The organism is Peribacillus asahii (genome assembly GCF_004006295.1).
GTDB classification, from domain to species: domain Bacteria; phylum Bacillota; class Bacilli; order Bacillales; family DSM-1321; genus Peribacillus; species Peribacillus asahii_A.
On sequence record NZ_CP026095.1, the window covers coordinates 4,024,312 to 4,045,051 of the forward strand.

Below are 20,740 nucleotides of genomic sequence, written 5' to 3' on the forward strand. Positions count from 1 at the left end.
CAAAAAAAAAGTGCCTACAAGTCATCGTTAAATAGACCTGTAGACACATCATTTTTTTTGCGTCACAAGCTCCACCTTCCTTCTCATATAACGCTTACGAGGTTAGCTGTCGGATTCGGACCTTTGAGTAGCCCTACCTTAAAAAAGGATTCACCCCTTGGATTAAGTATCAATCCACAAAAATGGTTCCCCCGTACCTAATGGTTTCAGCGATTTAGAAATTTGAAACTGTGATTATAATACTCTTGGTTTTAGCAAAAGTAAATGAATTTTATGTAAAGATTAAAATTTAGGGAAAAGGAAATATTAGTAATATAGATATTAATTCATACCTTAGGAAAAGATTTCAGAGATTGAATGCCAAAGGAGAAATTACATGTTCAAAGAAAATAAGCCCTTTTTAACTGATGAATTTTTAGATGAGTTAGCTAAAGAAATTAACCAGCAATATGGTGGTTACATACATGAACAAAATACGGAATCTATAAATAATGAGTAGAATATAGCCCCTTCTAAAAAGGTATCCCATAAATATTGAACACCAAGCCGCTTGTGTGCGGTTTTTTTGTTGAATAAAAAAATGAATCTTTTATGTCGCATTTGATTCAAATTGTGCAACAATTTTCAAACTAAAAACCATACTTAAAAAGGATGACCTAAAAATGGACATTTACTTAAGTTTAAAATACTTTATACTTTTTTTATTGTTGGAAGATATATGCTCCCAACAATAAAAAAATTTCTAGTGTATGTTCAAGAATTTTATGACAAGTTTTCAACTTCTTCCAAAATTTCCTTTTGTTTCCTCTCAAGAATACTTTGAGAAATCACTTCTTTTGAAACTAACTTCCCTAATTCGTGATATTGGTTATACAAAGATTCCCTTTTAGCATCTCTGAGTTGTTCTTCTTTGATTTGAGGATATAAGGAATATAGTTGATCTAATGCTTGATTATACTTCTTCAATTTTTCATTTTCGAGGTTCACTAAATCCTGATAGTCTTTTTCTGTTAATAAGGATTCTTCTTTCATATCTGACCACGTAGATATAGAAGTTTTACTACGATTAAGATTCGCAATTACTTCTTCATATTCCCAAATATGATTTTGTTTCTCAATAATGCCTAGTTTATTTATAAGTGATTTAATCGTTAACCCTTGAAATAATAGTGAAAAAATCACGACACTAAAAGTTAACACGATAATCTCTTCTCGTCCTTCGAATGTTCTAGGTAAGCTGAGGGCTAACGCAATGGAAAGACTTCCTTTTAATCCACCATAATTTAGAATGTGTTTCCAACTTGAAGGGATTTCTTTCAACCATGCTAAGCTTGCATAAACGGCTACACTTCTACCAATTAAGACAATAATAATACTAATGATAATCATTCCCCATTTTCCTTGCACATCGATTCGGGAAATTTCCAAGCCTACCATTAGGAAGATGATTGAATTTGCGATGAAGGCAATCACATCATAAAAATTATAAATATTTAGCTTAGTAACAGGTGACATCCCAATTTTCCCACCGTAATTTCCAAATAATAATCCGGCGACCACCACTGCAATGACACCACTCACATGTACCGTTTCCCCTATCAAAAATGAACCGAAGAACACGATGATTGATATGGCAATTTCTAGCGGATAATTATCAATCTTTTTAATGGAGATAGAACCGATATAGCCAATGATTAAACCAATAACCAATCCTCCGACAGCAAACTTCAAAAATAACAGTAGGCCTTGTCCGAATCCAGCAACCCCCATTTCCATATAAACTAAAAGATAAATGGAAGAAATTTTAAATAGCACTACTCCTACTCCATCGTTAAAGAGACTTTCACCTTCCATAATCGCATTCATCCTTTTATGAACACCTAATGGCTTAAAAATTTGTAAAACACTAATCGGATCTGTAGGACTCATGAGTGCAGCAAAGGTAAATGCCACAATTACACTTACTTCTAACAAATAATGACTCGCAAAACCTATGACTACATAGGTAATCAATGTCCCTCCAATAGCTAAAGCTAAAATTGGAGCTTTATTTTCTTTTAAATGGTGAAAAGGCAGTTTTAAAGTAGCCTCTCCGAGTAACGCAGGTAAGAAAATGGAAATAACGAAAATTTGAAAGGTTTCAGAATTTGTAATGAAATCTCTAGATTCGTCTATTATAGGTAAATTAAGCATTCCTAGAACAAGCCCTATTATAACTAAAGGAAGACTGTATGGTATTTTTTTATGATAGGCATACGAAGCTACTACAACACTGACTGTTAAAAGAATTATTAATTGAATCATGATTTCGTTGAAACTCTGAGCAGTAAATGAGCTTGAAGGATGAACTGACATCAAAATAAAATGTTTCATCATAATTAATTCCTTTCATTTATTTATCATTATCTAAATCATCATTAAAAAAAGATTTTTTATCTTCTTCAATTCCATACTTCTTTTCAAGAAATTGCCCACGGCATGTTAAGAACTTCTTATTATCTTTTAACTAGAATGGGACAAATATTTAGATGCATTAATGGAAAAAGTAAACTGGATACTAAATTTTTTTATGAGGTCAGTTAGGAGATAACGATGAAAAAAATAAAAGAGGTTAACCCTCCAAAAGTCCTTGTATTAGGTTTTGCAACTGTCATCCTTATCGGAGCCTTTTTATTGACTCTTCCCATTGCCACTGAGGATGGAAAAGGTCTCTCATTTTTAAATGCTTTATTTACTGCTACATCTGCCACATGTGTAACAGGGCTTGTCGTCGTAGATACTGGGGATACATTTTCTATGTTTGGTGAATTGGTCATTTTAACACTCATTCAAATCGGTGGATTAGGATTTATGACATTTGCAACTTTTTTATTTTTGCTGTTAGGTAAAAAAATCTCTTTAAAAAAAAGGCTGCTACTGAAGGAGGCTTTCAATAACGTATCCATTACAGGGCTTGTAAGGTTAGTAAAAAGAATATTGATATTCACCGCAGTGATTGAACTTGTTGGTGGTATCATTTTATCGATTCGTTTTTCTTACGATATGCCAATAGGTAAAGCCATCTATTTTGGATTTTTTCATGCGATATCTAACTTTAATAATGCTGGTTTTGATTTAATGGGAGAATTTCGGAGTCTAACTCCTTATGTAGATGATCCTATTATCGTCTTAACCGTATGCACTCTCATCACACTCGGTGGATTAGGATTTATTGTGATGAACGAACTTTATGAATACCGTGATACTCGTCGCTTATCTGTGCATACGAAGGTAGTATTACTGGCAACCGTTATTCTAACAGTAGGGGCAACCCTGTTAATCTTCATATTTGAATATGGAAATGCTAAGACATTAGGGCCTTTATCCGAAACTGGAAAAGTATTAGGCTCATTGTTTCAAGCAGTGACTCCAAGGACGGCAGGTGCTAATACATTACCAATTGGAGATTTAACACATTCTACTTTGTTCTTAATCATTTTTCTTATGTTTATTGGAGCAGGTTCAGGATCCACAGCTGGAGGAATTAAAATAACGACCTTTGCTGTTTTAGTAGCTACCGTATGGTCTCAAATTAAAGGGAAAGAAGATGTTGTCTTATTTAGGCGCAGAATTGTGACTGAAACGATATTAAAAGCACTGACAGTTGCTTTGTGCGGATTGAGCATTGTTGTATTCATGACTATGGCGCTTAGCATTACAGAACCCGGTCACGATTTTATGATGTATTTATTTGAAGCTACTTCTGCGTTTGGTACAGTGGGACTGTCCATGGGATTAACTCCAGAGCTATCTCCTATTGGTCGTATACTTATCATTTTCACGATGTTTGCAGGAAGATTAGGTCCTTTAACAGTTGCTTTTGCTATTACAAAGAGACGTAAATCAGATACTTTCCGTCATATTAAAGGAAATATAATGATTGGTTAATTAAATTCAGGGAGTGTAGATGGAAATGGCTATAAAACAATATGCTGTAATTGGTTTAGGGAGATTTGGAACAAGTGTAGCTCGAAGACTATATGAGGCTGGACAAGAGGTGCTAGGAATTGATGCAAATGAGGAAAAAGTCGAGGATGCTGAATTATTCGTCACTCATGCAGTAGTGGCTGATGCGACAGAAACGAAGGCACTTAGAGCGATTGGGATAAGCAATTTTGATTGTGTAATCGTAGCCATTGGAAATGATATGCAATCTAGCATTTTAACTGTTTCACTACTTAAAGAGCTAGGGGTTAAAAAAGTCATTGCAAAGGCTCTTGGAAAGCGACATGGGCAGGTTTTAGAGAAAGTAGGTGCTGATTGGATTATCTATCCTGAGAGAGACATGGGAGAACGTGTGGCCAATCAGCTCCTATCACCAAATATGTTGAACTATATTGAGTTATCAAAAGAACACAGTATAGAGGAGATTATGATTCCTTTAAAAATGGCTGAAAAAAGTCTGCGTGACCTTGACATTCGTGCCCAATATAATGTCAGTGTTATTGCTATCGTTAGAGAAGGAGATATTATTATTTCTCCTTCTCCAGATCGTATTATTCACAAGGAAGATTTATTAGTGATGATTGGGAAGAAAGAGGATATTGCTGAATTTTCAAATATAGAATAAGGGTTAAATCAACTTTTTAAATTGGTTAAGTTTATTCTGTGAATTTCTTTAGAACAAAAGGGACCGATGTAGGTCCTTTTTTAAAACTAAACTCCCGTTACTTCAATAAGAAAAAGCGATTCTTCGTTATTGAAGCATCGCACCCGATAGTTTAAGTACAATACTTCACATTCTCTCATATTCGTTTTGGAATGAATGATGGTAATAACATACATTGATTCTGATTAGAATTGCATAATTCTTATAAAAAAAAACCGACCTTTCTAATGGAAGAAGGTCGGTTTAAAATTAAGTTCAATTATGCTATTTAAGAGATAGTTATGAAATGACATTTTCCAGACGAGCCTCTATCTTCTCGGCGGTCATAACACCACCACCAAGCGCGATAAATTCGTCACCTTTCTGCAACAGCAATGTAGGATAGCTTTGGACGCCAAGCTGTTGAACCTTAGCAAAGTCTGCATGGGCTTCTTCGGTGGAAACTATGTCATCGTATCGTGCCAAAACTGCCTCTGGTTCAAGATTATTAGCAATAGCAATTTCCCGGTAAGTTGCTGGGTCACTGAGGCTCTTACCTTCGTAATAAAACGCATGCTGCATGGAAGAGGCTAAATAATAGGCACGCTCTGGAGCGAAGTAACGCAATGCAGAAAAGCCTTTAGCCGCCGCCTCGGAATCCATGACGAAAGTACCTTCTTCCAACAATGTTTGGTAAGAGGTACCAAACTCTGCACCAGTTAGCTGGCTGATTCTTTTATTTGCTTCTGGAATGTGTGAGAAAGAGGCTATGGGTAGCTTTTTATGACCTACAAATAGACCTCCAGGCAAAACAGTCAGGGGTAATTCAGGGTGATTCTCGTGGAAGGCTCGAAGGCTCTTCGAGAACCCGTAGCACCAACCACAGTAAGCGTCCCAAACATATATAAGCTTAGTTTGTATATTGTTCATTATTATGTCTCCTTTTACTTAGAAGGTGTGTGCTAAGTCCTTTGCACGCGCAATTGCATTTTCCTTAATCTCTTTGGCTTTTTCAGGAGCTTTATTATGTCCCTCAACGAAAAGCCCTTCGAACGATGGTACACCGAAAAATTGCATCATGACCTGAAGGTGGCGATGCCCCATTTCTAGCGATGCGGCAGGACCCTCTGAATAAAACCCTCCACGAGCTTGTATATGGAGTGCTTTCTTATCTGTTAGTAACCCGATAGGCTGACCTTGTTCGCTATATTTAAAAGTTTTTCCTGCTAAAGAGACTGAATCCAGATAAGCCTTCATTACTGGCGGATATGAAAAGTTCCAAAATGGAGTAACAAACACATATTTATCAAAAGAAACAAACTGTTCGACAAGCTCACTAAGACGTCCTACCTTTGCTTTTTCCTCGGCAGAAAGCTCTTCAAATCCTTTTCCAGCCCGAAGCTTTCCCCAACCGCTGAACACATCTGCATCAATGTGTGGAATATCTTCTTTGTAAAGATCTAAGTGTAAAACTTCATGTTCAGGATTTTTTTCTTTGTACGTGTCAATGAATGCTTTTCCTACAGCCATACTATAGGATTGAGTATCATCATGTGGATGAGCAGTAATATATAAAACCTTTGTCATAAAATTAGTCTTCCTTTCTTAAATAGAAATTAATTACCTAGTATATAGGTTAACAGCAGTGTACAACTTTTATTGTTACTTTTTTCAGGGCTTATAGTGTACTTAAAAGCCTGTTATCACCGTCATTACTTACTCTGCTTCGCTAACGACAGTAAAACGTTCGTTTATGTGCTGCGGATTTTCAATTTCATCTAAAACTGCAATTGCGTAATCCGCATAACTTATATAACTTTGACCTTTTGAATTGAAGATTAATTGGTCCCCACCTTTTTGATAAGTTCCGGTACGTTTACCTTCAGCATCAAAAAATCCAGCTGGACTGATATATGTCCATTGGACTCCACTCGTATTTTGTAGTTCTTCAAGGTTTTCCCCCATATTTTTAGCAGTTGCAAAATAGGCTTCAGGAAAATCAGGAGTTTCAAATTTTCTTACTGTTTTTGTTTCATCTACAAATAAACTTCCTGCTCCTCCTACAACAATTAATCTTGTTTTTGGTGCATCTTTAAGAGTTTCAATTAATACCTTTCCTGCTTCAACGTGAAGATGTTCTTCTCCAAATGGTGCATTAAAAGCATTGACAATAATATCAAAATTCTTTATATCTTCTGTTTTTAAGTCAAAAATGTTCTTTTCCAATACTGCTACATTTAGACTTTTGACCTTTTTCGCATCTCTTACAATAGCCGTCACTTCATGTTCTCGACTAACTGCCTCTTTTAAAATAAGACTTCCTGCTTTACCACTTGCTCCAATAATTCCGATTTTCATTGTATAGTCCTCCTGTTATTTAAGTTCCATTTGTAACTAATTTGATTACATGTATTCATTTTAGTTACATGTAATCGTTTTGTCAACATGTAAAATACTATTTATTATTTTGTTCGTAATCTGGTATAATAAGCTTGTAATCAAATTAATTACATGATGGAAAACTAAAATTAAATAACACAATAGTTAATAGGGGTGGTGACTGAACATGTCCATCAGCAGCCGATTCGCTGTCGGAATTCATATATTGACTCTAATTGAATCAAATAAAGAAGGAGTTACATCTTCTGAATTTTTAGCTTCAAGTGTTAACACGAACCCAGCCGTAATAAGAAAACTAATGGGGATGCTAAAAAAAGCTGGTTTGATAGAGGTACATCCTGGTATTGCAGGGGCTAAACTCGCAAAGGAATTATCGGATATTACAATGTTCGACGTTTATAAGGCAGTAAATGTTGTAAAGGAGAAAGAATTGTTTAGCATACATGAAAATCCAAATCCTGATTGTCCCGTAGGTAGGAACATCCAGAATACAATAGAACAATTATTCACAGCAGCACAATTCGCAATGGAGAAGGTTTTAAGAAATGTTACTTTAGAAGATGTTGTGAAGGATATTGCTACTAATGAAAATATCTGTTAAAAAAGACATTCCAAAGGAATGTCTTTTTTCTTTCTTCTTAAACTAACCTCCCTCTATAAAATAAGGAATATCTCTTGTTTTCTCCTGTTTTCTTAGAATTTTAAAGTCGCTTACAGGTGTTAGTCATTCTCTTATTGGGATTAGAAGGAAGTGAAGGATATTTTTGGAGCCAAGGAGTAAAAAAACCTTTAGCCACTTAACCACCTTTATCCAATAAGTGGGTATCCAGTTAAATTATAGTTGCACTAGTGGTCTCCACGTCTCTCATGGAGGTCAACCCTCCCATGTCTCACAGAGTCTTCGCTCCAAAATTCCTTCGTCCAACCTTTCCATGAGGTGGATGTCAGTTTATGCTGCCCGACAGGGTCCTTGCCCGAAATTTAGTTGAATACTGACTAATCCGTGCTTCAAATGTCTACTAAACCATAAACGTTCCTTTATTCTGATTAACAGGGCTACAAAAGCCTAAGCTACCTTCAGCATCACAGCCATATGAGGGATGTCCTGTAACATTCTTTCTTCGCTAAATTCACATTGTTTTTTACCGATGGTAAACAATACACGTATCAATTTATTGCACAGGGCGATAAGAGATTGCATCTTTTTTAAAGGATGGTTCGGACGTTTTGTATAGTACGCATGTAGGGCTTTAAAAGCAGAGTTCTTGGCGACTAATGGCATGACAACTCGGAAAAGGAGAGCTCTCAGCGTCTTCCTACCTCTCTTCGTAATCTTCGTTTGTCCCTTATGTTTACCTGACGTATTTTCTTTTAAGCTTAGTCCTGCCAACTTAATGATTTGGCGAGGATGTGAATAATCGTTTAGGTCTCCGACCTCTGCCAAGAATCCAGCCACTGTATCTTTACCAATCCCTTTGATTGCCAGCATTTGATGAACACCGGGTATCTGTTCAAGTAAGGCATCTATTCTAGGTTCCAGTTCTTCGAACTTTTGTTTAATGAGATCATACTTGTCTAATAAAATGCGAATCTCTAATTTCGCCAGCTCTGATCCCTCACGAATGCCGATTGAAAGACCGGCGACTCGTTTTAACTCTCTTACTTTCCCAAGACCAACTGCACGTTTTACGGCCTTTTTAAGATGGGCTAAGATTTCTTCATCAGAGATCTTTACTAGCTCACTTGGCAGTAAGCTGAGCCTTAATAATTGTAGTGCTGCTTTTCCCTCCCAGTCTTTAAAAACCGTGAGAAACTCAGGAAAATACCGATCCAGCCAGTTGTGAATTTGCCCTTGTACGGATTGAAGATCAACAGATAAAAGATCACGTATTTTTCTTGCCGCACGAAGTTCGGCATACACTCCCTGCGGAATCTTAGGTTCAGCATATCTTCCATCTTTGACTAGCTGTGCAATCACTCTGGCATCTTTGACATCATTTTTGGTAGGTGAATTATCATCTAATTCTTTACTTTTCTTGACGTGCATAGGGTTCACGACCACAAACTTAACGTCCTGTTCTTTCAAGAAATGAGCTAGATTCAGCCAATAATGACCGGTCGGCTCCATCCCTACGATAGCCTGATCCATGTCATGTGTAGTGATAAGCTGTTGAATCCAACTCGAAAATCCATCAAAGCCAGGCTTTGTATTTTCAAAGTATAAAGGTTTCCCAAACTCCATTCCTCTAAAGTCCTGTGCACGTGCAACATGTTTCGATTTGGCAATATCAACACCGACAATAAGTGTTTGGGAAGTGATTTGAGCGATTTTTTGATTTTGGTTATAATTCATAGTGAGCCTCCTGGTATGCGAATAAGTAGTCCTTTTTGCCGGCAAGCTTTAGGACCCTCTTATCATACCAAGAGGTGTTTTTTATGTTCAAACCCTCTATTTCTTCATTACAGGAATGCTGCCCGTTACTTTAAGTACATTTCTTCACAACCTTAATAAGTATTTTAGTCTAAATTACAATCACATTTTGAATATCATAGACATGATGAATTTCTTAAACATCCTTAAAGAATAAAGGTGCTCGGGTTACTTAAGGTTATGCAAATTTATTTGGGGACAACTTGGGGACACAAATAAACAAACTGTCCCCAACCATCTCCTACTAAATCCGATACACTAAAAATCCAAACCTATTATATCAACTTTTTCAAACCCAATCTGTTATAATCCGAAACCATATCTATCTCTGGCAGCGTAGAGGTCAGGGGTTCGAGCCCCCTATGCTCCATACTTAAAAGAAGATCTGGAAACCTTGATATATAAGGGTTTCCCCTTTTTATTTATTTCTGATATATAAATAAGCCACCAGTCAAAATCAACTTTTGGTCACACCTTGGTCACAGAAGAATTCATTTTAGGATTTCATCTAATTTCCGAACAGCTTCCTCCTGCATGGTTGGAAGAACATGTGAATAAGTGTCTAGAGTAACTTTAATATTACTATGACCTAACCGTTCTGAGATTACTTTTACATTTATCCCCTTAGCAAGAAGCATTGTTGCATGTGTGTGTCTTAAATCATGAAAACGAATTTGAGGAACATCAGCTAATTTAATCAACCTATTAAATGTTCTTCTTACATTTGCTGGGTTAAGAGGTGTTCCATGTTTGGTACATGCGATTAAATCAAATTCTTCATAAACTGGACCAAAGCTAAGCTTCTCTTTGGAGATCATTATTTTTCGAGATTTAAGGCTCCTCATAGTGATTTCAGATAAATTGATTGTTCGCAGACTAGATTTGTTTTTTGCCCCATTTATAAATGACTTTCCGTCGTGGCTTAAAATCTGCCTAATACTTAGCAAGCTTTTTTTAAATCCACATCTTTCCAACGCAATCCCAAGATTTCTCCTTGTCGCATTCCTGTCATTAAAGCAAGATGGAAAACAATATAAAGTGGATCCTCTTTTGCTACTTTAAGAAATCTATTTACTTCCTCTTCATTCCAAACAGTCATCTCTTTTTTATTAGCCTTTGGCAATTTAACTTTTATAGCCGGATTTTTAGAAATCAACTCGAAATCCACAGCATGTTCCAAGGAGTTTCTAATAATCTCATATGTCTGTTTTACTGTCACACTACTTAGTCCTTTTTCACTCAATTTATCTATAAAAGATTGGAGTTGGATGATCGAGAGCTTTGATATGTTGCAATTCCCTAATTCCGGTATTATTTTACTGTGAAGAAAATCTTTATAAACCTTAGCTGTCTGGATCCCTATACTGTTTCGTTTAGTCGAAAACCATTGCTCTAAGTAATCTTTATACAGCATATTGGAAGGTTCAAAGTAAGTACCTTTATTTAAAGCATAGTTAACCTCGGCTAATGCCTTCTCTGCTTCCTTTTTAGTTTTAAATCTCCGTTTCTGTTGCTTTCGCTTACCGTTTGTTCCAACATCAACCACATAGTACCAACCGGAATTATCTTTCTTTACAGATCCTCTCATATAAAACTCTCCCTCATTCTAAAAATATTAAAGCGCTAAATCTCAATGAACAAGATTAGCACTTTTATTTAGAGGAGAGTGCTTTTGATAAAGCACATCTCAAACATAAAACTAATATTTGAGAATGTGATAGTTATGCCATATCAAATATACATGCACTCCAGTGTATTAATCAACTACTTAATTCGAGTTGTTATTTTACTCCATGATATTTCTCCTTATCTTCTTGACCGTTCAGCCAACGCATAAAGACAGCTTTTAATATCTTAATTCTTTTACCAACTCTCACTGTATGAAATTGCCCTGAAGAAACCAATTCATAAGCTTGACGTCGACCAACTCCTAAAATCTCTTGAATGTCATTGACGTTTAGCACATCTGGATACTCATCTAAACTATTCATTACAAGCACTCCTTTAAAATCCGGGCAATATATTTCACATTAACAATTCCTTCCGACTGTATTCTTTAACAATTTCATTTATTCGTAAAAATAATGGAAGTTTCACTATATCTGTCTCTCCTAAATGCGAATTCAACTGTATTTTACCCAAAAGTCCTTAAGTAAGTAGCCACTTAATTATTCTCTGGAACTACTATACTTGAAAAAGGCATGTTTTTATAAAGTATTACATATATTGCTTTGGTGGTAATACGAGCTTTAAAAATGGGGCTTTCAAAGGTTTTAATCGTAAGAAGTGGAGTGATGGAATGAATAAAAACTATGACGTAATTATTGTTGGTGCAAGATGTGCCGGAGCTACTTTGGCAATATCTCTTGCTGAAGCGGGCTTTCAAGTTCTTTTATTGGACCGAGCAACTTTTCCAAGTGATACTTTAACTACTAATACTTTCTTTAACAACACAACAGCTATCTTTAGGGAAATTGGTGTTTTGGATCAACTATTAGAAACCAATGTGACACCGGTACAGACAATCAAATTTCAGTTTGAAGATACCGTCATAGAAGGGCCAATTCCTAAGGTAGATGGTGAAGATACTGCGTACTCTATTAGAAGAAAATATCTTGACCATATCCTTCTTCAACATGCAAAAACAAAAGAAAATATAAAAATGATAGAAGGAATTCGTGTGACAGAAGTAATATATGATGGAGAAACCGTCATAGGGGTAAGAGGGGAAAATTTGGAAAAACAGAAACAAGAGTTCCGAGCACAATTAGTGGTTGGGGCAGACGGAAGAAACTCCCGGATTCGAAAGTTAGTAAATAGCGAATTAAAAATAAGCAGTCCTGCCAGTACAGCAGTTTACTATGGTTATTTCTCCGGTATTCAGCACGATTCTGTTCCTAAATTTGAGGTATATAAAAGAAAAGATAAAATGGCGATCTTTTTCCCAACAAACGATGATTTATATGTATTAGTAATAAATTTCCCTTTAGAAAATAAGAGTTTACTTGATCAATTTAAAACAGTCCCAGAAAATAGTTTCCGTACATTTCTAATGAATAACTTTCCAAACACATCGATTGCTGATCGCGTGAAGGAATCTCAATTGACTGAGTCTATCAAAGGTTTGATCGGCTATGAAAATTATTGGTACCAAGGTATGGGAAAAGGGTGGGCACTGGTTGGGGATGCCATTTGCTTTAAGGACCCTGCGATGGCTCAAGGAATCCATGATGCTATCTGTGGAGCACGAATTTTGGCTGATAAATTAATCAAAAATGACTTACAAACGATACAGTGGGAAAAAGTTGCTGTGGATTATCAGAATGAAATGGAAAAAGAATTTATGGTTCGATTCCATATGGGCTGTGAGCTTTCTAAAAATGAACCTATTACAGAACAGCAGGATATGGTAAATAAAATCATTGGGGCACATCCTTCAGCGGTTGAAAAGTTTTTGGGAATTTATAATTATGCGAACGAACCTGCAGACTTTGAAGAGGAATTGAAACGGATTATTGCATCTATTTCATAAATGAATGAACAGGGTATATATATAACTTATTACGTTCCCGAATAAAGTTATCCAATAAATGGAACAAGATGCCACTGTGCCCTTTTTAAAAAGTTTTAGGGGCTGGGACAAAACCCACCTCTGAAATGAAAAAAAGTGAAATCGACAGCGCGATTTCACTTTTTTCAGTTTTTGATTAAAAAGAGGCTCAAATCTCATTATATCCAAAAATTATTCCCCTCTTTCGAAATTGGTATATTTTACTACTTGATTATAATAAGAAATAAGTCATTTTTTGTTGCAACTTGTCGAAATTAAGATTTTCATTAAAAATATATATAAATAAAACGGTATGTCCATTCCTAATGGTAATTAATATTAAATCTCATTTCTATGTACATGCCACTATTTTAGATTGAGGTTAAAAAATGCCCTTTCAATAAAGAAAGGGCTTAAGCTCACTGTCACATCTCTTATTAATCTTTCCTTACAAGTAGTGAACAGCACTCCACATGTGTGGAGTGTATGTGGCAACACATAAGTGCTGGTGGGTTTATAAAAAATGCTCGGTTCTATTTAAACACTGAGCAAATATTTTTCGAGTACGCCATTCGACCGCTAATTGTAAAAATTCAGAAAACCTTATGTAGAATAAAAAGCCACCCTACATTAAATAGAAGGTTGTATTCCATGGGTATCTGAAAAAGCAAAGCAGCGATTAAAAAATAAAGCGCTGGATAAATGACTACCCCATTATCCAGCGCTCTCATTTTGCTTAATTATTTTTTAGTAGCGTACCAAAAACATACTTCACATATGACCGCACCCTTACATAAAAACTTGCACAAAATGTGCACAAACGTATTTTTTCTTTTTATCGTATTTAACTAGATTGCATAAACAAACTTTTAAAAACGTTGATATATCAAGGTTTCCCGTTGCTCAATTGAACTCAATTAAACTTAATTTACAGGCTTAAAAATACGCGAGCTGTTCTGGCAGCGTAGAGGTCAGGGGTTCGAGCCCCCTATGCTCCATACACGCATTACGGCAACGTTTCTAAGCTGGTGACTTATCGGTGACGTAACGCTCCTATATCGGACAGCGAAACGCTTCCTTTTTCCGATCACTTTTATGGTGACTTTATCGGAGACTGGAGGCGTTTTTTGCTTTGCATTCGGAAAATAGACGCGGAAAACGGGTGAAGAACACGCTGACAGTTAGCGTTAAAAAGAAACCGTACTCGTTGGAACTACTTGCGGAAAAGGTAAAGAGCGCAAAGAAAGTGAAAGGCCTGGCGGATGGCACCATTTGGCTATACCAGCATGCTTTCAATTTATTAGGGGAGTTTCTACAAAGCGATGACGTGCGGAAATTAAACATCGACGTGTGCCAAAATTTCGCGATCTGGTTATTGAATGACCGTATTAAATTCGAAGCGTTAAACCTTATCACAGATAAACTCAACAAACCACGCAAAAAGAGCGTTTGACTACTCCACATAGTCAAACGCTCCGCCGCAATTTAATGCAGAAAATTTGAGGTGTTTAGTATATCACGAAAAAAACGTAACATCAATACGTTTATTTGAGTGTGCCTAATCGCGGCCTTTGCACTCCTTAAAAGGAGCCCCATAAAATGTCGAAGCAACTACATACGAAAACGTATCAGACCTTAACGTTACTTGTTCCAATGTGAATACTGCAAGAGCGACTTGTTCTTTAGTAGGTTGCGCGGAAGTTGAAATCTCGGTTTCTTCTTCGTGAGGTTTTCCCAATAATAACTCATCGTCCGGCACTTGGCCTTCTCCTGTATATCGCCAATTACTTGTTGATTTATCAAAGCTATACTCTGCATCTCTTAATAACACTTCAAGTTTTTTCTCCAAACGGGAGTCTTTTCGCAAGAGTTTTTATACTCTCTCCCTGTGTATTCAATAATTCAATTAACTCTCCATATGTATTAATCATGTTGTTCTCTTCTTCTATGATATATACATATATTTATAACCTTAACAAAATGCGATTTCAGAAAGTCAGCTACAGCCAACCTTCGCCAATGATTTGGGCGCTTGTTTCTTGCTTATATTCGGGTCTAGCACCTTTAAACAAGCAACTTCAAACGCTAGTATTCGTACTGCCATTGCGTGCGATAACGTTTGTTTTTCGTTCATTTTCCTTCACCCTTTCGTTAAATTTAGGTAAATAAAAAGCCGCCCTTTGGATGGCGACTCAGTGTGTGCGTGTGTGTTTGTAAAATTCTCTATCGCACAGTTTCCTCCTACAGCGAAATAAAAAAAGCCAACATTATGAATGCTGACTTTCAATCCTCTTTATCTGTTTTTTTAGTGCCTTTGCTTATATAAGGTTTAGCACTTTTCGCTCTGTTCGAACTAGCTTGCCAACGATTCCAGCCCTTCTTACCTGTCCCTCTACCTGTTCCGCCTTTACCTTTAGCTTTACTGATACCATCACCCCATTATTCTTGCCTTCAGTTGAGTTACTTGTCATGGGTTAATTTTGTCCATTATACTTAGTTATAAACTAAGCTTGATGAACTATACAACATCCTAACAGGTTGTGTATAGTTTGATCCTGACATTTAATAATAACACGTCAACCCCAATGATAAAAGCCGCGGTCATCATATGGTAACACTTAACCTAGTTCAACATATCGTTTATCCTCGTTAAAGCTCGTCTTCAGAGATTCGCGTACGTTTTTGTTAACTTCTGCATCTGATACAACTTCACGACGATCAACTAGCTTACCGGCCAATTCATAGTACAACTCCAATGATTTGACAGATGCATTACCGTTGTTGCTTGTTCCCTCTATTATTGTTGGCACGTCCGTGATCTTTTAAATTTACTAATCTGTGTAAAATACCAAAATGTTTCTTTCCGCCTTTTCGAATAATTGCTCCTTCTGCTCAACTTTAATTTCTCTACATCCTACTTAAAAGCTGTAAGTTATTATAACTAAGCATTTATATTACATAAATAATGACATGACTGTAGGCTATTTTTCATACAATATTTTTGGGGTGGAAAAATGGCAAGAGCAAGCTACCGAAGTTCAGACGTTGACTTAATGGCAAGGATGATGAGAGCAGAAGCCGAAGGTGAAGGACAACTAGGAATGTTATATGTTGGAAATGTAATTGTGAATCGTCTTGTAGCTAATTGTTTAGACTTTAAAGGTTTAAGAACAATTCCACAAGTCATTTATCAAGTACAAGGAGGAAATTATTCTTTTGAAGCTGTTCAAAAAGGGAATGTATTTTATCAAAGAGCGAGAGGTATTGAAAGAAGATTAGCAGAACAGAATTTGAAGCACTGGAGACAGCATCCAGCTAGATATGCTCTTTGGTACTTTAATCCATATGCTCCATGCCCCCCAACATGGTATGGTCAGCCTCATACTGGTCAATTTAAAGACCATTGTTTTTATGAACCAAAACCTGGAACATGTGATAGTGTTTATAGAGGTTAAGCTTACTCTTAGAGTAAGCTTTTTTACATATTTAAAATATTTATACAATATAAAACTTTTAGTAATAGTTTTTATCTAAAAAAGTAAGATTGTCACTCGGAGCGATTATAAAATTTAGTAGCGTAACGCAAATTCAGAAGTAAGACCAGAAACACTCACTTTAAGCATAATCTTATCACCTAATTAACTAAATGCAGCGAAGCCTATTTTCCTTCCTTAATCATCCTTCAATTCAAAAAGTAGTGCCAATTTCACGTTGTTCCTCATGAGAGATAAAATCGTTCAAGAGATAATAAAGAATAGATAATTGGATTGACCTTTGCCATGTACAAGAGTCTTTTCAATTGATTAGGACTACATATGCATAACCCAGCATATAATGATTGTTCCTAAAAATAACTGTCAATAATTCCGGGCCAGCGCATATATAAATATAGATGCGTTGGTGAGGGAGATGATATATGCATGTATTATCGGCAGATTAATTATATTGTACAGCCTGGAGATTCGTTAGATACGATTTCTCAAAAATTTGAAACAAATGCTGAACGTATTAAATATGAAAATCAACTAACTTCTAATATTATTTATATTGGTCAACAATTGGTAGTACCCGTTACTGCTGCAAGGAATATTTATATTGTTCAACCAGGTGACAGCTTGTACACAATTGCAACGAAATTTGGTGTTTCGATTGAGGAATTGCAAAGAATAAACCAATTACGCTCCAATATGATTTATGTTGGACAACATTTTGTTATTCCTGAAGAAATTGATGCGGATTATTACGTTGTCCAAGAAGGAGATTCTCTCTCTTCAATTGCACAACGTTTTGAAACGACTGTTGGCAAAATAAAAACCTTGAATAACTTAGATACGAATATAATTTACATTAATCAAAGATTGAAAGTATCTGAAATAGATGAGAGACAAACTGAATATGTCGTTAAGTCAGGTGATTCCTTATATGAGATTGCTCGCAGATATAATACAACCGTCGAAAGTATCATTGTTTTAAATAATTTAGAAGGCATGAATCTAACTGTCGGTCAAAGAATTAAGATTCCGGAATACTCGGAAGTGATTGTCAATATAGATGGTGCGAATGTTCGACAACGGCCAGGTTCTAATTTTAGAGTGATTGCCCAAATGGATCACGGTGCAAGATTACCTCTTATTGGTGTTCAAGGAAATTGGTATAAAGTTGTATTATTCAACGGTAATCCAGGGTGGATCTCTAAGACTATTTCTACCTTAAGAGCATATGATGGATCTGATCCTATTATTCAAATTTTAGGATATTATACATTATCAGAAGGGCCCACATTACCTAGTTCTTATCAATCATTTGTGACAAACACAAAGAATATTTCACAAAATGGATTATTCTTATTTAGAATTAGCAAAGACAATCCAACAACGATTGATAAGTTTGGAAATTTCACTGATGAAGAAGTACGGAATCTTGTACGAATCGGTCATCGTCATAATGTAAAAATGTTAGCAACTGTTCATAACCTTTTATATGCAGAAGGCGTAGAACTGGCAAAGCAGGTTATTCACGAGTTGGTTTCCTCTGAACAGAATATGATTGCATTTGCTCAAAATTTAGTTAGATTAGTCGAAAGATATGGATTAGACGGTGTTGATATTGATATTGAGGATGTATTGGAAGAGGATCGAGATCGTTTAACTCAGTTATATCGAGTAATCGGGCGTGTGTTTGATGCAAAAGGATATTTCTTCTCGACTGCTGTACCATCTAAAACAGGACCAGAGGATCCAAGTGTTTTTGCAAAACCATTTGATTATCCTAAACTACATGTACCAACTGATCAATTTGTCATTATGCTTTATAATGAGCACGGTTGGCCAGGAAGCGGACCAGGTCCAGTCGTATCAATTGGCCGGATGGAGAAAGTGCTACGTTACGCTATTACAGTAATGCCTAAAGAAAAAATCGTTGCTGCTGTTTCAGTATTTGGTTTTGACTTTAATCTCCAAACAGGTCGTGCTGCTTATGCATCATTTGATCGAGCAATGACTCTAGCTAAACAATACAATAAAGAAATCATATTTGATGAAGAAACGAAAACCCCAATGTTTGCCTATACAGATGAACAAGGGGTCAATCACGAGGTATGGTTTGAAAATCGAGCAAGTATAAAAGCGAAGGCCGAACTTGCAGACCGTCTTGGAATAAGAGGCTTAGCACTTTGGAGATTAGGAATGGAAGATGAAGGCATGTGGGATATGCTTGAAAATGAAGTAGTGGTGAGAAAAGCTGGATTAGAAAAATAATTTTTTAAATCCAACTAAATTGCCGATTAAAGAAAAAGCCTCTATTTCTCAGCATTAACATTGAGAAATGAGGCTTTTTTAGGCTAAATAGGAAAATGAACAAAAAATATTGTACCTTCACTACTTGTTTTTATATCCATGATAGCATCATGCTTAGACACTATTTTTTGGCAAATGGATAACCCTAATCCCGTGCCATTTTCCTTTGTACTGAAGAAAGGTTTATCAATTTTATCAATGATTTCTTGCTTAATTCCCTTTCCTTCATCTTGTATCGCTAAAATTACTTCATTATCTTGCTGATATGTTTTTATTGTTAGTGTCCCTCCAGAAGACATTGCATCAAGCCCATTTAGAGAAAGGTTTAAAATCAATTGCCGAATTTCCCTTTCATTAATTTTCAACTCAAAACAATCGTTTAAATCCAGACAAACTTGATGATTAGAATACATAGCTTTTGCCTGGATAAGGGGAAATAAGTTTTCGATAATAACATTCAAATCTTTCGAAATTCGTTTTGTGTTATTCGTTTTTGATATGGATAAAAATTCACTAATAATGTTATGGGCACGATCTAGCTCTTCAAGCATAATATCAATAAATTCAGGAGATGGTACATCCTTAGAAATTTGTAAAAATCCACGAATGGTTGTCATCGGATTACGCACCTCATGAACAATTCCTGAAGCCATTTCACCGATGAGATTTAATCCATCTAGCCTTGCCATCTCTTTTTCAACGGACATTCTATCTGTTATATCCGTAATAACAGATAAAACGCATTCCTCTCCATGAATGTCCATAAATTCAGTAGACAGTAACCCATCTCGCAATTCCCCTAATTGATTGAAATACTTAATTCTGCTGCTTTGAACAGGATGAATCAAATCCTTTGTTTCTACAACAGTTTCACCGTTATCATTTGATTGAACGATGTATTTTATAGAGAGATCCGATCGATTAACAACCTTATCATAGTGATTATAACCAAAGCTTGTCAGCCAGGTTTTATTTACATTAATATAATGCCAGTCGTTTACCGCTTGCAATGAAACAAGACAAGAGGTGGACTCAAATATTTTGCGAAATCTCTCTTCCTCCAATAGATGTCGTTCCGTAACATCCCGAATCGAACAAATATAAACATGCTGCCCTCCAATTTTCGCCTCACCAAGTTGAATGTCAGCTGGAAAAACAGTTGTATTCTTAGAGACAGCAAACGTTTCAATAATCCTACCTAGTTTATGGGGGTCTGAATAATAACTAGTTATACTAGGAACAAGCAAATCAATCGGCTCTCCACTTAATTCTTCGTCTGTATACCCAAACATCTTTGTAATAGCAGGGTTAATTGTTACAATCCGTCCTGCTTTATCAAATGTAACAAGAGTATCTAGCAATGTTTCATTAATCACTTTCAACGCTTCATTTTGAAATTTTATCTGTTCTTGATATTGATAGATTTTCACAAAAGCTTCCACCTTCATCTTCAATGTTTCTGGGTGAAATGGTTTAAATATATAATCAATCGCTCCTGCATGATAGCCCTCTTTAACATACTCTATAGCCTGACTAATAGCAGTTAGAAAGATAAGCGGAATATGTTTTGATTTTTCACGAGATTTTATCAATTTCGCTGTCTCAAACCCATCTAACCCCGGCATTTGTACATCAAGCAAAATAACAGCAATATCTTCTATTAACACACGCTTCAATGCCTCTTCTCCTGAATTGACACTAATTAAATGATAGTCTGATGAGGTAAGTATGCTCTCAAGTGCCAATAAATTTTCAGGACGGTCATCTACTAATAATATATTTACTTTCTTTTCATCTTTCCTCCATATGTCGATATAGTTTTTCATTTAAAACAGCTCCCCCTGTGCATTGTCTATTAAGTTTAAAAACTGACTTTTCTATCAAAGTGCTATGTAAAACGAATTCTACTACTAACAAACATTCACAATTATCTTCAA

The 20,740-nt window shown here is 35.9% G+C and carries 18 protein-coding genes, 1 pseudogene and 1 riboswitch; of the genes and pseudogenes, 8 read left to right on the top strand and 11 right to left on the bottom strand.

The features are described 5' to 3' along the window. Positions 1–75: 75 nt before the first annotated feature. Positions 76–222: riboswitch (cyclic di-AMP (ydaO/yuaA leader) on the bottom strand. 154 nt (positions 223–376) lie between these two features. Continuing rightward, complete coding sequence (locus BAOM_RS19865) at positions 377–499, top strand: hypothetical protein (protein WP_127761756.1); 123 nt, start codon at positions 377–379, stop codon at positions 497–499. 263 nt (positions 500–762) lie between these two features. Here the strand turns inward: BAOM_RS19865 and BAOM_RS19870 are convergent, their stop codons facing one another. After that, the gene (locus BAOM_RS19870) at positions 763–2,376 is read right to left on the bottom strand and encodes a cation:proton antiporter (RefSeq protein WP_257467451.1); all 1,614 of its coding nucleotides are present in this window, start codon (positions 2,374–2,376) and stop codon (positions 763–765) included. A 216-nt stretch (positions 2,377–2,592) separates the two neighbouring features. Between BAOM_RS19870 and BAOM_RS19875 the strand changes: the two genes are divergently transcribed. Next, positions 2,593–3,927 (top strand): TrkH family potassium uptake protein, encoded by a 1,335-nt coding sequence (locus BAOM_RS19875; RefSeq protein WP_127761757.1) that lies wholly within the window; start codon positions 2,593–2,595, stop codon positions 3,925–3,927. Positions 3,928–3,952: 25 nt separating this feature from the next. After that, the gene (locus BAOM_RS19880) at positions 3,953–4,609 is read left to right on the top strand and encodes a potassium channel family protein (protein ID WP_127761758.1); all 657 of its coding nucleotides are present in this window, start codon (positions 3,953–3,955) and stop codon (positions 4,607–4,609) included. A 318-nt stretch (positions 4,610–4,927) separates the two neighbouring features. Here BAOM_RS19880 and BAOM_RS19885 read toward each other — a convergent pair whose 3' ends face one another. The 3 genes from BAOM_RS19885 to BAOM_RS19895 all read right to left on the bottom strand — a co-directional run bounded on the left by BAOM_RS19885 (position 4,928) and on the right by BAOM_RS19895 (position 6,985). Next, positions 4,928–5,557 carry a DsbA family protein gene (locus tag BAOM_RS19885; RefSeq protein ID WP_127761759.1) on the bottom strand — a complete coding sequence of 210 codons (630 nt, stop codon included), beginning with the start codon at positions 5,555–5,557 and terminating at the stop codon, positions 4,928–4,930. An 18-nt stretch (positions 5,558–5,575) separates the two neighbouring features. Next, complete coding sequence (locus tag BAOM_RS19890; RefSeq protein WP_127761760.1) at positions 5,576–6,214, bottom strand: FMN-dependent NADH-azoreductase; 639 nt, start codon at positions 6,212–6,214, stop codon at positions 5,576–5,578. 129 nt (positions 6,215–6,343) lie between these two features. After that, entirely contained in the window at positions 6,344–6,985 is a 642-nt protein-coding gene (locus BAOM_RS19895; protein WP_127761761.1) for an NAD(P)-dependent oxidoreductase, read from the bottom strand. Positions 6,986–7,193: 208 nt separating this feature from the next. On the opposite strand from BAOM_RS19895, the gene BAOM_RS19900 reads away from it, so the two are divergent. Beyond that, a complete protein-coding gene (locus tag BAOM_RS19900) occupies positions 7,194–7,628 on the top strand; it encodes an Rrf2 family transcriptional regulator (RefSeq protein WP_127761762.1) in 435 nt (144 codons plus the stop codon). Positions 7,629–8,093: 465 nt separating this feature from the next. On the opposite strand, the gene BAOM_RS19905 is transcribed toward BAOM_RS19900, so the two are convergent. From BAOM_RS19905 to BAOM_RS19915, 3 genes and pseudogenes are all read right to left on the bottom strand, one after another. After that, positions 8,094–9,380: an IS110 family RNA-guided transposase gene (locus tag BAOM_RS19905; protein ID WP_127759247.1), complete on the bottom strand. Its 1,287-nt coding sequence runs from the start codon at positions 9,378–9,380 to the stop codon at positions 8,094–8,096. Between the two features lie 569 nt (positions 9,381–9,949). Further along, positions 9,950–11,046 (bottom strand): annotated as a pseudogene (locus tag BAOM_RS19910) (site-specific integrase). 193 nt (positions 11,047–11,239) lie between these two features. Beyond that, on the bottom strand, positions 11,240–11,449 hold the full coding sequence (locus BAOM_RS19915) for a helix-turn-helix domain-containing protein (RefSeq protein WP_127761763.1): 210 nt from the start codon (positions 11,447–11,449) through the stop codon (positions 11,240–11,242). A 308-nt stretch (positions 11,450–11,757) separates the two neighbouring features. Between BAOM_RS19915 and BAOM_RS19920 the strand changes: the two genes are divergently transcribed. Continuing rightward, on the top strand, positions 11,758–12,990 hold the full coding sequence (locus BAOM_RS19920; RefSeq protein WP_127761764.1) for an NAD(P)/FAD-dependent oxidoreductase: 1,233 nt from the start codon (positions 11,758–11,760) through the stop codon (positions 12,988–12,990). Between the two features lie 1,150 nt (positions 12,991–14,140). Then, positions 14,141–14,461 (top strand): hypothetical protein, encoded by a 321-nt coding sequence (locus tag BAOM_RS19925; protein WP_127761765.1) that lies wholly within the window; start codon positions 14,141–14,143, stop codon positions 14,459–14,461. A 105-nt stretch (positions 14,462–14,566) separates the two neighbouring features. Here BAOM_RS19925 and BAOM_RS19930 read toward each other — a convergent pair whose 3' ends face one another. The 3 genes from BAOM_RS19930 to BAOM_RS19940 form a co-directional block, all read right to left on the bottom strand. After that, entirely contained in the window at positions 14,567–14,857 is a 291-nt protein-coding gene (locus BAOM_RS19930; RefSeq protein WP_127761766.1) for a hypothetical protein, read from the bottom strand. Positions 14,858–15,291: 434 nt separating this feature from the next. Then, a complete protein-coding gene (locus tag BAOM_RS19935; protein WP_119117398.1) occupies positions 15,292–15,435 on the bottom strand; it encodes a DUF3934 family protein in 144 nt (47 codons plus the stop codon). A gap of 191 nt (positions 15,436–15,626) precedes the next feature. Next, entirely contained in the window at positions 15,627–15,818 is a 192-nt protein-coding gene (locus BAOM_RS19940; protein ID WP_127761767.1) for a hypothetical protein, read from the bottom strand. A 204-nt stretch (positions 15,819–16,022) separates the two neighbouring features. Here BAOM_RS19940 and BAOM_RS19945 point away from each other — a divergent pair, with 204 nt between their 5' ends. Further along, complete coding sequence (locus tag BAOM_RS19945) at positions 16,023–16,463, top strand: cell wall hydrolase (protein ID WP_127761768.1); 441 nt, start codon at positions 16,023–16,025, stop codon at positions 16,461–16,463. A gap of 465 nt (positions 16,464–16,928) precedes the next feature. Further along, entirely contained in the window at positions 16,929–18,764 is a 1,836-nt protein-coding gene (locus BAOM_RS19950; RefSeq protein ID WP_127761769.1) for a LysM peptidoglycan-binding domain-containing protein, read from the top strand. 83 nt (positions 18,765–18,847) lie between these two features. Here BAOM_RS19950 and BAOM_RS19955 read toward each other — a convergent pair whose 3' ends face one another. Next, entirely contained in the window at positions 18,848–20,629 is a 1,782-nt protein-coding gene (locus BAOM_RS19955) for a response regulator (RefSeq protein WP_127761770.1), read from the bottom strand. Positions 20,630–20,740: the final 111 nt, after the last annotated feature.